The 14,520-nt window shown below is 33.8% G+C and carries 15 protein-coding genes; 13 read left to right on the forward strand and 2 right to left on the reverse strand.

The window, feature by feature from the left end; translation table 11 throughout:
- Positions 1–52 precede the first annotated feature (52 nt).
- The 8 genes from Q5N74_RS03745 to Q5N74_RS03780 all read left to right on the forward strand — a co-directional run bounded on the left by Q5N74_RS03745 (position 53) and on the right by Q5N74_RS03780 (position 8,182).
- The gene (locus Q5N74_RS03745) at positions 53–718 is read left to right on the forward strand and encodes a uracil-DNA glycosylase (RefSeq protein WP_304387372.1); all 666 of its coding nucleotides are present in this window, start codon (positions 53–55) and stop codon (positions 716–718) included.
- A 429-nt stretch (positions 719–1,147) separates the two neighbouring features.
- Entirely contained in the window at positions 1,148–1,987 is an 840-nt protein-coding gene (locus tag Q5N74_RS03750) for a 1,4-dihydroxy-2-naphthoyl-CoA synthase (RefSeq protein ID WP_304387373.1), read from the forward strand.
- Between the two features lies 1 nt (position 1,988).
- A complete protein-coding gene (menA, locus tag Q5N74_RS03755) occupies positions 1,989–2,891 on the forward strand; it encodes a 1,4-dihydroxy-2-naphthoate octaprenyltransferase (RefSeq protein ID WP_304387374.1) in 903 nt (300 codons plus the stop codon).
- Between the two features lie 16 nt (positions 2,892–2,907).
- Complete coding sequence (locus tag Q5N74_RS03760; protein ID WP_304387375.1) at positions 2,908–4,398, forward strand: hypothetical protein; 1,491 nt, start codon at positions 2,908–2,910, stop codon at positions 4,396–4,398.
- A 26-nt stretch (positions 4,399–4,424) separates the two neighbouring features.
- Positions 4,425–5,102, forward strand: a complete 678-nt coding sequence (locus tag Q5N74_RS03765; RefSeq protein ID WP_304387376.1) for a metal-dependent hydrolase — start codon at positions 4,425–4,427, stop codon at positions 5,100–5,102.
- Entirely contained in the window at positions 5,103–6,143 is a 1,041-nt protein-coding gene (locus Q5N74_RS03770; protein WP_304387377.1) for an o-succinylbenzoate synthase, read from the forward strand. It begins immediately after the preceding gene.
- Between the two features lies 1 nt (position 6,144).
- Entirely contained in the window at positions 6,145–7,098 is a 954-nt protein-coding gene (locus tag Q5N74_RS03775) for a CPBP family intramembrane glutamic endopeptidase (RefSeq protein WP_304387378.1), read from the forward strand.
- Positions 7,088–8,182, forward strand: a complete 1,095-nt coding sequence (locus Q5N74_RS03780) for an AMP-binding protein (RefSeq protein ID WP_304387379.1) — start codon at positions 7,088–7,090, stop codon at positions 8,180–8,182. Before Q5N74_RS03775 ends, Q5N74_RS03780 begins: the two co-directional genes overlap by 11 nt.
- A 110-nt stretch (positions 8,183–8,292) precedes the next feature.
- Here the strand turns inward: Q5N74_RS03780 and Q5N74_RS03785 are convergent, their stop codons facing one another.
- A complete protein-coding gene (locus Q5N74_RS03785) occupies positions 8,293–9,921 on the reverse strand; it encodes an acyl-CoA carboxylase subunit beta (RefSeq protein WP_304387380.1) in 1,629 nt (542 codons plus the stop codon).
- A gap of 182 nt (positions 9,922–10,103) precedes the next feature.
- On the opposite strand from Q5N74_RS03785, the gene Q5N74_RS03790 reads away from it, so the two are divergent.
- The 4 genes from Q5N74_RS03790 (at position 10,104) to Q5N74_RS03805 (ending at position 12,166) form a co-directional block, all read left to right on the forward strand.
- On the forward strand, positions 10,104–10,634 hold the full coding sequence (locus tag Q5N74_RS03790) for an NADPH-dependent FMN reductase (protein WP_304387381.1): 531 nt from the start codon (positions 10,104–10,106) through the stop codon (positions 10,632–10,634).
- Position 10,635: 1 nt separating this feature from the next.
- Positions 10,636–10,920, forward strand: coding sequence for a GNAT family N-acetyltransferase (locus Q5N74_RS03795; RefSeq protein ID WP_304387382.1), 285 nt, complete (start codon positions 10,636–10,638; stop codon positions 10,918–10,920).
- A gap of 11 nt (positions 10,921–10,931) precedes the next feature.
- Complete coding sequence (locus tag Q5N74_RS03800; protein WP_304387383.1) at positions 10,932–11,369, forward strand: MarR family winged helix-turn-helix transcriptional regulator; 438 nt, start codon at positions 10,932–10,934, stop codon at positions 11,367–11,369.
- Positions 11,370–11,443: 74 nt separating this feature from the next.
- Entirely contained in the window at positions 11,444–12,166 is a 723-nt protein-coding gene (locus Q5N74_RS03805) for a pirin family protein (RefSeq protein WP_304387384.1), read from the forward strand.
- Here Q5N74_RS03805 and Q5N74_RS03810 read toward each other — a convergent pair.
- Positions 12,163–13,794, reverse strand: coding sequence for a glycoside hydrolase family 10 protein (locus tag Q5N74_RS03810; RefSeq protein ID WP_304387385.1), 1,632 nt, complete (start codon positions 13,792–13,794; stop codon positions 12,163–12,165). The two genes, Q5N74_RS03805 and Q5N74_RS03810, sit on opposite strands and share 4 nt — an antisense overlap.
- A gap of 460 nt (positions 13,795–14,254) precedes the next feature.
- Between Q5N74_RS03810 and Q5N74_RS03815 the strand changes: the two genes are divergently transcribed.
- Positions 14,255–14,437, forward strand: a complete 183-nt coding sequence (locus Q5N74_RS03815; protein WP_304387386.1) for a CAL67264 family membrane protein — start codon at positions 14,255–14,257, stop codon at positions 14,435–14,437.
- Positions 14,438–14,520: the final 83 nt, after the last annotated feature.

A 14,520-nucleotide genomic window follows, 5' to 3' on the forward strand; every position in this document is an offset into this window, starting at 1 on the left:
TTTTATTAAGACTAAAGATAGTATTATTTTAGTTCGATTTTAGATTATACCTATGAATATTGATATACACGACAGTTGGAAGCCTTATTTAGAAACAGAATTTGCGAAGTCTTATTTTAAAGATTTAATAAGTTTTGTAAATTCGGAATATGCGAATAACACCTGTTTTCCTCCAGAAAATGAAATATTTAACGCTTTTAATCATTGTAAATTTGAAGACGTGAAAGTTGTTATTATAGGTCAAGATCCGTACCATGGTGATGGGCAAGCGAATGGTTTGTGCTTTTCAGTAAATGAAGGTATGAAGCACCCACCATCATTAATAAATATTTTTAAAGAAATTGAGCGTGACTTAGGCATTCCGTATCCAGTAAGTGGAAATTTAACACGATGGGCAGACCAAGGTGTTTTATTGTTGAATGCAACACTTACAGTAAGAGCCCATGAAGCTGGGAGTCACCAAAAGAAAGGCTGGGAGTTGTTCACCGATTTTGTAATAAAATCAATAAGTGAAAATAAAAACCATGTAGTTTTCCTGCTTTGGGGTGGTTATGCTAAAAAAAAGCAAAAGTTTATTGATTCCCAAAAACATCAAATTTTAACTACAGGACACCCATCTCCATTAAGTGCTAATAGAGGATTTTGGTTTGAAAATAAACACTTTAGTAAAACTAACTTCCTGTTGGAGCAAGTATTTGAGGCTCCTCTAAAATGGTGATTTGAGGTTTAAGCACCACAGGAGCTTTGTTTCCCTTTACCGGTTTTATCGTTTTGTTAGAACTAAATTTTAGTAACAAAAAATTAAGAGCTACTAAACCAAATATTAAAAGAGTAATTTTAACTAACATAGGCACGGGGGTTAAATTCATCGGCAATATACATAAAATTAAGTTAAAATGTATATTTATCAGACGAAAATTCGTAACGCTGCAAATTTAACCAAAAAAAGACTACGCTCAAACAGTACTGAGTACTTATTCGAATTTCTCAAAAAACAGACTTTAGATTTGTTTATTTAACTATTTTTTAAGAGTTTTTTTGAGTTATGTTAAAAGCTTTTGTGGTAAAACTAAAAGCGGCTATTATTTTTTAATTTGAAGCAAGTGTTTTAATTAAATATAAATTATTTTTGAGCAAAATATTAAAAATGGAACAAGTTAATTGGAAAACCGTTAAAGAGTACGAGGACATCACCTATAAAAAGTGTAATGGTGTTGCTCGTATTGCGTTTAACAGACCAGATGTACGGAATGCTTTTAGGCCAAAAACAACTAGTGAATTGTATGATGCATTTTATGATGCTAATGAAGACGTTAATATAGGTGTCGTTTTGTTATCTGCTGAAGGGCCTTCTTCCAAAGATGGTATTTGGAGTTTTTGCTCTGGAGGCGACCAAAAAGCAAGAGGGCATCAAGGGTATGTAGGCGAAGATGGTTACCATCGATTAAATATTTTAGAAGTTCAACGTTTAATTCGTTTCATGCCTAAAGCTGTTATTGCAGTCGTGCCAGGTTGGGCTGTTGGTGGCGGACATAGTTTACACGTAATTTGCGATTTAACTTTAGCAAGTAAAGAACATGCTATTTTTAAGCAAACGGATGCAGATGTAACCAGTTTTGATGGTGGCTATGGTTCTGCTTATTTAGCAAAAATGGTGGGGCAGAAAAAAGCGCGTGAGATATTTTTCTTAGGAAGAAATTACTCCGCTCAAGAAGCCTTTGATATGGGTATGGTAAATGCCGTGGTTTCGCATAATGATTTGGAAGCGACCGCTTATGAGTGGGCTCAAGAAATATTAGGAAAATCGCCAACTTCAATAAAAATGCTGAAATTTGCTATGAATTTAACAGATGATGGTATGGTGGGACAACAAGTATTTGCTGGTGAAGCTACCCGTCTGGCCTATATGACAGAAGAGGCTACAGAAGGAAGAAATGCCTTTTTAGAAAAGCGAAAGCCTAATTTTGAAAAAAAATGGATTCCATAATATGAAGAACCTTTCTATTTGGATTTCAACCATGCGTTTACGCACGCTACCTTTATCTATTTCAGGAATTATTTTAGCCTCTTGTTTTGCGGAATATAACGGTTATTTTGACTGGTTAGTTTGTACTTTGGCTATTTTAACAACTTTAAGTTTTCAAATTTTATCTAACCTCGCAAACGATTATGGCGATGGTATAAAAGGTACCGATAATAACGACCGTGTCGGGCCTGATCGTGCAATTCAAACGGGGGTAATTTCTCCAGAAGAGATGTTTAATGCTATAAAAATTAACGTATTAATTTCTATAGGCTTAGCCTTCTTTTTAATTTTTACGGCGTTTGGTGTTAAGTATTTTTTCTTAACACTTATTTTCTTTGCACTTGGTATTGCATCGGTAGCTGCAGCTATTAGGTACACGGTTGGTAATAATGCCTATGGTTACAAAGGTTTAGGTGATATTTATGTGTTTGTGTTTTTTGGATTAATAAGTGTAATTGGCTGCTATGTTTTATATGCAAAAACAATAGACCATGTGGTGTTTTTACCAGCAATAACCATTGGTTTGTTAAGTGCTGCGGTTTTAAACCTGAATAATATGCGTGATATTGAATCTGATATAAAATCAGATAAAATTACCTTGGCGGTTAAATTGGGAGTTGTTAATGCGAAGAAATACCACATAACAATTGTTTGTTTGGCAATCGTTTTATCTAGCTTATTTGGCATCCTATATTTTACATCCTTTTGGAATTTAATTTTTGTAGTGGCTTATATTCCTTTAATCATTCATATTAAAAAAGTATTAAAAAATTCAGATTCTAAATTGTTAGATCCCGAATTAAAAAAAGTAGCCCTAACTACTGTTGCTTTAGCTGTATTAATGGGAGTTGGGCATATATTATAGAACTTAAAATTTGGACATGAAAAAAACATTCATTCTGCTAGTGTTTATTGTTTCGGCATTAGGTTATTCTCAAAATAAAACGACGCTTAAAGTTTTAGAAAGTCCAGAATTTCACGATGAAGTAAAATCTGGAGAAGTGCTTTCAATGCATACTTCTGAATCAGGCCTAAGTGGTGTTGTTAGAAATAGCCGAAAGCATTTGTTGTTTGATGTCTTTAACGAATCACTAGGAAGAATTAAAAATGTTCAAATTGAAACCGATAGTGATGAAAATTATTGTGGCAATTTGTCTTTTGGTAATATTATAAAAATTTTCACTGTTTTTTCTCCATCAAAAAAAGAGCGTGTTTTGTATTGTCATGAATTTAATATTACTAATGGTAGTCACAAAAAAACGGAACTTTTTAAAGCAGAAGTAGAGAAGAATCAACCCATATTTTCCGGTGGTAACAAACGCCAAACAGGATTCGCTATGTCTCCTAATGGAGCCTATTTTGTTGTATCAACAGATGATATAAAGAAAAACTCGAATTCTTATACCGTTCGTGTATACAATACTAAAGATTTAAGTCTTGTTTATACAAAAACGTATCAAGAAAATACTGAAAAATTTTATGAACCAAATGATTTGTCTATAGACGATTCAGGTAGTGTTTATGCACTTGGGAAATTATTTTTAGAAGGCAGATCTCAAAAAAAAGGCGGCAAAGCAAATTACAATTTTGTTTTAAACAAATTAACTGCTTCTTCATATAAAACTACCAACGTTGAGTTTGGTAAAAATTATCATATAAGTTCATTAACTATAACAAATCAAAATAATTTAATACAATTACTTGGTTTTTATTCCGAAGAAAATGTTAGAGGTATTAAAGGGGCATTATTTTTTAATGTTGACTCCGATAATATGGTTATTTCCGAAGGTAAATCATTTCATTTACCAGAGTCTGTTTATAAAGATTTATATACAGAAACTAAAGCCGATAGAAAAAAAGATGATGAATTATCTAATTTCTATGTAGACTATGTCATTAAAGATAAACAAGGAAATACTTATATTTTAGCAGAAGAATTTTTTATAACTCATGTTTATATTTCCAATGGAATGGGTGCAGGATATATGCAAACAGTATTTCATTACAATACGGTTTTAGTATTGAAACTTAACCCTCATGGCGATTTAGAATGGGGTAGAAGCATTTTTAAACGAGATACATTTCCTTCGTATAATGCCTTTTTAAAGGATGGTGAATTACATGTTTTACTAAATTCTGGTAAAAATTTAACAGATAAAGAAGACGGAAGAGTTAAAGTCTCAAAAGGTTTTTTTGAATCTACATCATTATACGACATTGTATATAATTCAAAAGGTGATGTGGCTTACAACAAAATTCAAGACAATAAAAACAACACTATTTATTTGCCTTTTTATGGTATCTTTAGTGATGAACGTTTTATTACTATTAGCAGTGGAGCGGGTAAAAAACAATTTTTAATTTTAGAATAAAACAATAATCTCTAAAAAATATAAAAATGAAAATCACATTTTACGGTCATGCGAGTCTAGGTATACAAGTTAATGATATTCATATTCTTGTAGATCCGTTTATTTCTGGAAACCCGAAAGCAGCACATATAAATATAGATTCCATTAAAGCCGATTATATTTTATTAACGCATGCACATCAAGACCATATTTTGGATGTGGAAGCGATAGCAAAACGGACTAATGCGGTTATTGTATCAAATTTCGAAATTGTAGCCCATTTTGAAGCCCTAGGTTTGGAAGGTCACCCCATGAACCATGGTGGTAGCTGGGATTTTGAATTTGGTATGTTGAAATACGTAAATGCCATCCATACCTCATCGTTTCCTGATGGAAAGTACGGTGGGCAACCTGGTGGTTTTGTTATAGAAGGTGAACATAAAAATATTTATATAGCAGGAGATACGGCGTTAACGTTTGATATGAAACTTATCCCTATGCGAACCAATTTAGATTTAGCTATTTTGCCTATTGGTGATAATTTCACAATGGGTATTGAAGATGCTATTATTGCTAGCGATTTTGTACAATGCGATAAAGTTTTGGGTTACCATTTTGATACTTTTGGATATATTGAAATTGATCATGAAGAAGCTAAACGCAAATTTTTTGATAAAGACAAAGATTTGATGCTGTTAGAAATAGGTGAAAGCATAGAATTGTAAATGATTAAAGCATCTTATAAAAAATACATTTTAAATTTTAAGCAAGCTAGTGGCACGTCTCGGGGTGTTTTAAAAACCAAGGAGACTTGGTTTCTTATTTTAAATTCTGAAGAAAAAAAAGGCATTGGTGAATGTGGGATATTTAGAGGCTTATCAGTTGATGATAGACCCGACTACGAAGAAAAATTACAGTGGGTTTGTGAAAATATTCATTTAGGTTTAGCAGGGTTGTTACTTGAGCTAATCGAATTTCCAAGTATTCAATTTGGTTTGGAAACCGCATTTAAATCTTTAGAAAGCAGAGATCCTTTTGAAATATATCCATCAAAATTTACAAATAATGAAGATGCCATACCTATAAACGGATTGATTTGGATGGGTTCTGAAGCTTTTATGAAGCAGCAAATTGAGTCTAAAATTAACGATGGTTTCAATTGTATTAAAATGAAAATTGGTGCAATCGATTTTCAAACGGAAATCAAACTTTTAAAATCCATTAGAAAGGAATTCACGTCAAGAGACATTGAGCTTCGCGTAGATGCTAATGGAGCTTTTTCAACTTCGGAAGCTTTAGAAAAGCTTAAAACACTATCAGATTTAGATATTCATTCCATTGAACAGCCCATAAAACAAGGGCAAGTGGAAGCTATGACAACACTTTGCGCACAAACACCGTTACCCATTGCTTTAGATGAAGAATTAATAGGCGTGTTTTCTGTAACAGAAAAGCAAAAGCTGCTACAAACTATAAAACCCCAATATATTATTTTAAAACCGAGTTTAGTTGGCGGTTTTCAAGGTAGTGACACGTGGATTGAAATAGCAGAAGAAAACAAAATAGGGTGGTGGATAACTAGTGCTTTAGAAAGCAATGTGGGCTTAAATGCTATTGCCCAGTATACCTATACAAAACAAAGTAAATTACCTCAAGGTTTGGGTACAGGTGGTTTGTTTACCAATAATTTTGATTGCCCCTTACAAGTAAAAAATGGTACTTTGCAGTACGTTAATAAAACAAATTGGAAATTTAATTTAGTATAACATGAAATACATACAACAAGCATATAAAGGTAAAAACGAACTTTGGATGTTCCTGCTTACAGCATCTATAATTTCAGGGGTTTTTGTTTTAAACTTTATAGCCTATTTATTTACCTCTCCAGAAGATTTAGATAAAGCTTACGAATTAATGAAGGGCATACCTGCAAATATTTCGCTGGTAATGAATTTGTTACCTTTTGCATTTCTGTTAGGTTTACTTTTTGTATTTGTTAAATACGTGCATCAAAGAAGCCTTTTATCGTTAACTACGTCTAGAGGTAAAGTAGATATTGGTAGAATTATATTTTCTTTTTTATTGATTGTAACTATAACCTTAGTGAGTTTCGGAATTTCTTATTACTTAGATCCTTCGGAAATCGCCTTGCAATTTAATCTAGAGAAGTTTGTTGTATTATTTATAATAAGTATACTCCTGTTCCCTTTCCAAATAGGATTAGAGGAGTACTTATTTAGAGGGTATTTTATGCAACAAATTGGTATTATGGTTAAAAATAAATGGGTGCCTCTACTTATAACTTCTGTCTTTTTTGGTGTTGCACATAGTGCAAATCCAGAGGTTGCAGAACTGGGTCTTGTCGTGATGGTATTTTATATTGGCACAGGACTTTTATTAGGAATAATGACTTTAATGGACGAAGGCCTTGAATTAGCTTTAGGCTTTCATTTAGGAAATAATTTATTGGCGGCCTTATTAATAACTTCAGATTGGTCGGCATTACAAACGGATGCTGTTTTTAGATATACAGCCGAAGAAGCGAATACCACAGCTGCTGAAATTATAATGCCAGTTCTAATCTTGTACCCCATTATCCTATTTGTATTATCAAAAAAATATGGTTGGAGCGATTGGAAAGAAAAGTTATTTGGAAAGGTCGTTGAACCTTTAAAAGAGGATGCTTTAATTTTAGAAGACAATAATTCAAGTGGAAATTAATTATAACTTCATTCACGAACATTTTAAAATAAATGGGCTTCATTATTCGTATATAGACCTTTTACAGTTTGCTTATTATTTTGTGAAAAATGGCGAAACTTACCAGCAAGAAATCGGGATATTTCTGCTTGATTGGTTAAATGCGAATGATTTTGTTGAAGTAAAAACATCAGGTTCTACAGGCATCCCGAAACCTATAAGAATAAAAAAGGATGCTATGGTACATTCTGCTTTAGCTACGGGCGAGTTTTTCAATTTAAAGGCTGGAGATACCGCTTTACATTGTTTGCCATCACAGTTTATTGCAGGTAAAATGATGCTAGTAAGGGCGATTATTTTAGGTTTAGAACTTGATATAATTAAACCTACTACCAAACCTGTTTTTGACTATACAAAACATTATCATTTTTGTGCTATGATTCCGTTGCAACTTGAAAATGCGTTGCGAAATTCTGATAAAATAAAAACCATTATTATTGGTGGCGCTGCGGTTTCAATAGCGCTAAAAGAGAAAATACAACGGGTGGATTCTCATGTTTATGAGACTTATGGAATGACGGAAACCGTGACTCATATTGCGCTTAAAAAACTCAATAATTTCACTTCATTGCGAGAAGGTGCGACGAATCAGCCTGTAGAATGTTATTTTAAAATACTTCCAAATATTAGTATTTCTAGAGATACAAGAGGTTGCCTTGTTATAAATGCTCCAAAGCTTTCAGAAGAAAAGATTATAACTAATGATATTGTAAATATTCATTCTAAAACTGAATTTGAATGGTTAGGGCGTTTTGATAACGTCATAAATTCCGGTGGCTTAAAATTATTTCCAGAGCAAATAGAAGCGAAACTTCAGAACAACTTGTCTCAACGTTTTTTTGTTAGTTCTATTCCACACGAAACTTTTGGAGAACAACTTGTTTTGGTTTTAGAAGGAAACGAAACCTTAATTGATCCTTCTATTTTTTCCGAATTAAAAAAACACGAAAAGCCCAAACATATTTTTAGTGTTAAGCAGTTTGTAGAAACTACTTCGGGAAAAATTCAACGTACAAAAACCTTAGAACTAATCGATTTTAAGTAGTTCAGAATTTATAAGTTGCAGCATCCTAAAATAATAATCTAGGAGTATTTTCCATACTCATACACTAAGATAATGGTGCATGCTATTCAATATAAAAGCCCAAATAAAGTTTAAACTTGTAAAACCCCGAGGTTAAAAGGCTTTTCAATAGGAGCGTGGTTTGCCGCTTCTATACCCATGCTTAACCATTTACGTGTGTGCAGCGGGTCGATAACTCCATCGGTCCAAATACGCGAAGCTGCGTAATAAGGAGACACTTGGTTATCGTATCTGTCTTTAATTTTATTAAAAAGTTCGTCTTCCTTCTCTTTAGTTATTTTTTCACCTTTCTTTTCTAAAGATGCTTTTTCTATTTGAAGCAGGACTTTGGCTGCCGAATTACCACTCATAACAGCGAGTTCTGCACTTGGCCATGCAACAATCAGTCTCGGGTCGTATGCTTTACCACACATCGCGTAATTACCAGCTCCATAGCTATTACCTATAATTACTGTGAATTTTGGCACCACCGAGTTGCTAACGGCATTCACCATTTTAGCACCATCTTTAATAATACCACCATGTTCACTTTTGCTTCCTACCATGAAACCTGTCACGTCTTGTAAAAACACCAAGGGTATTTTTTTCTGGTTACAATTTGCAATAAAGCGGGTGGCTTTATCGGCGCTATCGTTATAAATAACACCACCAAATTGCATTTCGCCATTTGCTGTTTTAACTAACTTACGTTGGTTGGCAACAATACCTACAGCCCAACCATCTATTCGCGCATAACAGGTGATGATGGTTTTTCCGTAGCCTGCTTTGTATTCATCAAATTCTGAATTATCAACCAAACGCTTAATAATTTCATACATATCGTATTGATCGGCTCTCGATTTTGGCAGAATTCCGTAAATATCTTCAGGGTTCTCTTTAGGTTTGGCAGCATCAATTCGGTTATAACCGGCTTTGTCAAAATCACCTATTTTACCTATTATATTTTTAATGGTATCTAAAGCATCTTTATCATCTTTGGCTTTATAATCCGTAACCCCACTAATTTCACAATGGGTAGTGGCACCTCCAAGTGTTTCATTATCGATGGTTTCTCCAATGGCTGCTTTTACCAAATAACTACCAGCTAAAAAGATACTTCCCGTTTTATCAACAATTAAAGCTTCGTCGCTCATAATGGGTAAATACGCACCACCAGCAACACAACTGCCCATAACAGCCGCAATTTGGGTAATGCCCATGCTACTCATTATGGCGTTGTTTCTAAAAATACGTCCGAAATGTTCTTTATCAGGGAAAATCTCATCCTGTAAGGGTAAATAAACACCGGCACTATCAACTAAATATATAATGGGTAGTCTGTTCTCAATAGCTATTTCTTGAGCTCTTAAATTCTTTTTGGCAGTAATAGGAAACCATGCACCCGCTTTAACGGTAGCGTCATTAGCAACCACAATGCATTGCTTTCCTTTTACATAACCTATTTTAACAACAACACCAGCAGAAGGGCAACCACCATGCGATTCGTACATGCCTTCACCTGCAAAAGCAGCAATTTCAATAGACTTAGAATTAGGATCTAATAAGTAATTAACACGTTCATGGGCTGTCATTTTACCTTTAGCACGTTGCTTCTCAATACTCTTTTTTCCGCCACCTAAATGGACTTGCGAAAGGCGATTATTAAGGTCTGATACTAATAATTTATTATGATCTTCGTTTTTGTTGAAGTTTAAATCCATTGCTAATTTAGTTTGAAGCTAAAATACAAAAGTTTCAATTATAGTATAACGAATGTTAATGTTTTATTAATTAATATTACACGGAATTAGTCTCCTTGGAAACTAAATAATTTATTTCTATATTTACCATAGAAACTAATTAGATTTTCGCTTTTGCGGAAATAAACCAAAACATTTTTTAAATGAAAAAAATTATCGCTTTTGCAGGATCGAACAGTAAAGAATCAATTAATAAAAAATTAGCAACGTATGCAGCAAGTTTAGTAAGTGAAGCTGAAGTAACCGTCTTAGACTTGAATGATTTTGAATTACCCTTATTTGGTGTCGATTTAGAAGCAGAGAAGGGAATTCCAGAAAATGCACAACAATTTTTAGATATAATTAAATCGACAGATGGTATTGTTTTATCATTAGCAGAACATAATGGAGCTTATTCTACGGTTTTCAAAAATTTATTCGATTGGATGTCTAGAATTGAAGGAAAACTATGGAGCAATAAACCTATGCTTTTAATGGCAACCTCACCAGGTGCTCGTGGTGGTGCCTCTGTGCTAGATGTTGCAAAGAATAGATTTCCTTTTATGGGAGGTCATATTGTTGCCGATTTTTCATTACCAAGTTTTGACGAGAACTTTAAAGAGGGTCAGATTGTAAATTCAGAATTGAATTCTAGCTTATTAAAAGCTACAGAAACGCTTCAAAATAGTTTGTAATATGGAAGTAAAGCAAATTGATAACGAGAAAAAAGGCGCTTTTTATATTGAAATGGACACCGTAAAAGTGGCTGAAATGACCTACTCTCACGCGAAGCCAAATAAAATTATTATAGACCACACAGAAGTGAGCGACACTCTAAAAGGGCAGGGTGTGGGCTATAAGTTGGTAGCTGCTGCGGTAGATTATGTACGTACAAATAACTTAAAAGTGATTCCGTTATGTCCATTTGCAGCTGCTGTTTTCAAGAAGAAACATGATGAATATGTAGATGTTTTAGCCTAAATAAATAGAAAATGGGAGATATAAGTAAAGATATCAATTCAAAATTTGATAACAACAGAGTAAAAGCGTTGTTGAATATTTTATATACAGCCAATTGGGTTTCAAGCTATCAAAATGAGTTTTTTAAACCATATGGTATATCACCGCAACAATATAATATTCTTAGAATATTAAAAGGAGCTGATGACCCTATAAATGTTCAGGTGATTAAAGATAGAATGATAGAGCGTTCCCCAAATGCCACGCGTTTAATGGATAAACTCTGTGCTAAAAATTATATTAAACGTTTACCTGATGAACGCGATAGGCGTGTTGTTAAAATAATTATTACTCAAGAGGGCATTAATCTTTTAGAAACCATTCCCGTAAGTTTAAATAGTAAATTATTAAAAAATTTAACTGAGGAAGAAGCAGAACAATTAAGTAACCTGCTTGATAAAATGAGGTAACATTCTAGGGAAACAGGAGTTTGTTAAAAGTAATTAAAAATAAATCCGCCTCATCGGAAATAATAAATAATAAAATGAAAATACTAATTCATAAAGCCAATAATCGTGGTGTTGCCAACCATGGTTGGTTACAGGCAAACCATTCATTTAGTTTTGCAAGTTATAATAATCCGGAAAAAGTCCATTTTGGTGCTTTACGCGTTTTAAATGATGATGTTATTGCCCCTAAGATGGGTTTTGGAACGCATCCACACGATAACATGGAAATTATAACCATTCCGTTAAAAGGTGTTTTAAAACACAAAGATAACATGGGAGATACATGGTTATCTGTAATGCCAGGAGAAGTGCAGGTTATGAGCGCGGGTACAGGTGTACAACATTCAGAAATTAACGGATCGGTAGATGACCATTTAAGTTTATTTCAAATTTGGGTATTTCCTAATAAGGAGGATGTGCAACCGAGATATGACCAAAAAGCATTTGATGAAAGTGAAAGAAAGAATAAACTTCAAACCTTAGTGTCTTCAATGGATGATCAGGAAGCTGGTAGTTTGAAAATTTATCAAGATGCTGTAATTTCCCGAATAGATTTAGATGAAGGCGCCGAATTTAAATACCAACTTAAAAGTGAAAATCACGGTGTTTATGTTATGACTATTGATGGAAATGTGTCGATTGAAAACGAAAATCTAGAAAAACGTGATGCCGCCGGTATCTCGGAAACCGCATTTTTCACCATGAAAGCGGAAGCAGCTTCTAGTTTGTTATTTATTGAAGTGCCTATGAAGTTTTAATTCATTTTTAAAATAATAGGCACAACTAAGTTATTATCGTCTTCATATGGAATGGAATTCACAACTAACTCATTTACTTTTGAGTTGACGCCTCCTAATTTGTTGGTTTGTGTGAAATCACCAGCTTCATTATTGTTTTTATCTAAAGCTGAAACAACAAAAACTTTAGTATCCATTTGTGTTTGAGTTAATAAGAACTCATTTCCAGCGACTATATCGAGTATTTTAGAACCATCGTTCTGGTGTGTGATAGCTTGGGTTGCATTATCGAAAGCATAAACTACATATTTTACAGGTAGATCTCCATCTGAAGCCTTTTTTGGGGTGTCCCATAAAAGCTTTAATGGTTCAAACCGAATGTTTGCTGGTTTTATAGGGCTGATGGTGTCTTTACCCAAGCCCAAAATAGGTGGTGCAAACGATTTGTATTTAAAATGGTTTGCGTTTAATGCATGGTTTAAACCCTTTAAATTATTTTTTATTGCGGTATAACTGTATGCAATTTGACCAAAAGTAGCATCCATATGTGATTGCCTATTTTGGTTTATTTGATTCTGAATTTCTGTAATTTCCCAGGGGTTTGTATGATCCATTTTATAGTAACCTTGGCTTACATATAATTGCTTGCAGTAAATTTTGGTTTGATCGTTCCACCATTTGGATAGGGCCACATAATCTTGTGCTTTCGTTATTTTCCAATACAATTGAGGTGCTAAATAGTCTACTTTACCTGAATTTAACCAAGCTAAGGGGTCACAATATAGGGCGCTAAAAGAAGAGGTTCCAGTAATACCAGAAGGTGTTCCCGCTTTCCAAATTCCAAAGGGGCTTACACCAAACACAATATTCTTATTTTGAACAGTATTAATGGTTTGTATAGCATCGTAAACCATTCCAATCATTAAATTCACGTTATCTCTACGCCAATTTTCTATGGTAGCAATACTGGTTGGGTTATTTTCTTTGTATGTTTTTGCATCTTGAGGTTTGGATTCCATTCCAGAATATGGGTAGAAATAGTCGTCAAAATGAATACCATCAACATCGTACCTTTTAGCAATATCTTCTACCACACGAACAATATACGCTCTTACGGCAGGCAGCCCAGGATTTAACATTTTTAAGGATAATGCTTTATCTGTATTACTTAGTTTGGCTTGAAAAGTCCATGTTGGGTGTAAATTAGCCACATTATTGGGGGCCAAAACCATAGCAGGTGTTTGTTTAACGCGATATGGGTTTAACCACGCATGTAAATCGAGACCACGTGCATGCGCTTCTGTAACAGCAAATTCCAAAGGATCCCACATTGGGTTGGGAGCAACTCCTTGTGTTCCTGTAAGCCAATAAGACCAGGGGTCGATGGTTGAAGCGTACAAGGCGTCGCTTTCTGGGCGTACTTGCAAGAAAACAGTATTGTAGCCGTTTGCCTTTAAATTATCTAAAATAGTAACAAGCTCTGCTTGTTGCACAGCTGGTGTCGCTTTCCTGTTTGTTGGCCAAGAAATACTAGATATGGAAGGCACAAAAACGCCTCTTAAATCGGCTTTAGGTGTGGTGGTTTGTTTACCTATTTGTGCTTGTACTACAACACAAAAGAACAGAAAATAAAGGGCAACTATTTTCATATTATTTAAAATATATTCTATTTTTTGAAATCTAAATAGTGCTATGATAGGTACTACCTATTTAAATATAAAAAGCCTTTTCTGAGTGGCTATTAACATTCGTAACAAAAAACGGTTAAAATTAAATAATTTATCAACACGAATATTCAATAGGATAATAAAAAATAGACATGATATCGTTTTTTCATCTTAGTCGTAAAAAGCTTTTTGAATTGTACTATTTTTAAATGTAAAAACAGGGTTTTTAAACAAGCTAAAATTAAACATCTAAAAGCATACTTTTTTATTTAAAAATACGATATTTGCCTATGAATATGCGCAAGGGATTGCAGCGGCATCCTTTTTTATGTGTTCTCGATACTTCTAAGTAGTATTACAACACACAATACATAAAAAAGATAGAGCGTAAAGCCCGACCTTGTTTTTTCAAGGATGCGCCCAAAAACTAAACAACTTTATTATGGCAATGAATAAAAACACAGTATTGGCGTGGGCTACAACAATTATGATAATAGTAGGTGTCGCATTAATTTTAATGGGCGCGTTTAAATATGACGACGTCGCTGGTTGGGGTTTTGCATCTGTTGGTATTGGTTTTTTCGCCATCGCATGGGTATTCAATGCTTTAAAAGGGCGTGTATAAGTAGTTCGCAGTATTCTGTTAAGGCTTGCAGCATTTTTTAACTGTAAACCTATATCTTACAAATAGTAAATCTAAAATCATAA

Origin of the sequence: Mariniflexile sp. AS56 (genome assembly GCF_030552475.1) — a bacterium.
Classification (GTDB): domain Bacteria; phylum Bacteroidota; class Bacteroidia; order Flavobacteriales; family Flavobacteriaceae; genus Mariniflexile.

Excerpts from the sequence above, each read along its gene's own strand:
- Q5N74_RS03805 (WP_304387384.1), top strand. The coding sequence starts at position 11,444 with ATGAAAATACTAATTCATAAAGCCAATAATCGTGGTGTTGCCAACCAT.
- Q5N74_RS03810 (WP_304387385.1), bottom strand. The coding sequence starts at position 13,794 with ATGAAAATAGTTGCCCTTTATTTTCTGTTCTTTTGTGTTGTAGTACAA.
- Q5N74_RS03750 (WP_304387373.1), top strand. The coding sequence starts at position 1,148 with ATGGAACAAGTTAATTGGAAAACCGTTAAAGAGTACGAGGACATCACC.
- Q5N74_RS03745 (WP_304387372.1), top strand. The coding sequence starts at position 53 with ATGAATATTGATATACACGACAGTTGGAAGCCTTATTTAGAAACAGAA.
- Q5N74_RS03785 (WP_304387380.1), bottom strand. The coding sequence starts at position 9,921 with ATGGATTTAAACTTCAACAAAAACGAAGATCATAATAAATTATTAGTA.
- Q5N74_RS03775 (WP_304387378.1), top strand. The coding sequence starts at position 6,145 with ATGAAATACATACAACAAGCATATAAAGGTAAAAACGAACTTTGGATG.
- Q5N74_RS03795 (WP_304387382.1), top strand. The coding sequence starts at position 10,636 with ATGGAAGTAAAGCAAATTGATAACGAGAAAAAAGGCGCTTTTTATATT.
- Q5N74_RS03765 (WP_304387376.1), top strand. The coding sequence starts at position 4,425 with ATGAAAATCACATTTTACGGTCATGCGAGTCTAGGTATACAAGTTAAT.
- Q5N74_RS03815 (WP_304387386.1), top strand. The coding sequence starts at position 14,255 with ATGGCAATGAATAAAAACACAGTATTGGCGTGGGCTACAACAATTATG.
- Q5N74_RS03790 (WP_304387381.1), top strand. The coding sequence starts at position 10,104 with ATGAAAAAAATTATCGCTTTTGCAGGATCGAACAGTAAAGAATCAATT.
- menA (WP_304387374.1), top strand. The coding sequence starts at position 1,989 with ATGAAGAACCTTTCTATTTGGATTTCAACCATGCGTTTACGCACGCTA.
- Q5N74_RS03770 (WP_304387377.1), top strand. The coding sequence starts at position 5,103 with ATGATTAAAGCATCTTATAAAAAATACATTTTAAATTTTAAGCAAGCT.
- Q5N74_RS03800 (WP_304387383.1), top strand. The coding sequence starts at position 10,932 with ATGGGAGATATAAGTAAAGATATCAATTCAAAATTTGATAACAACAGA.
- Q5N74_RS03760 (WP_304387375.1), top strand. The coding sequence starts at position 2,908 with ATGAAAAAAACATTCATTCTGCTAGTGTTTATTGTTTCGGCATTAGGT.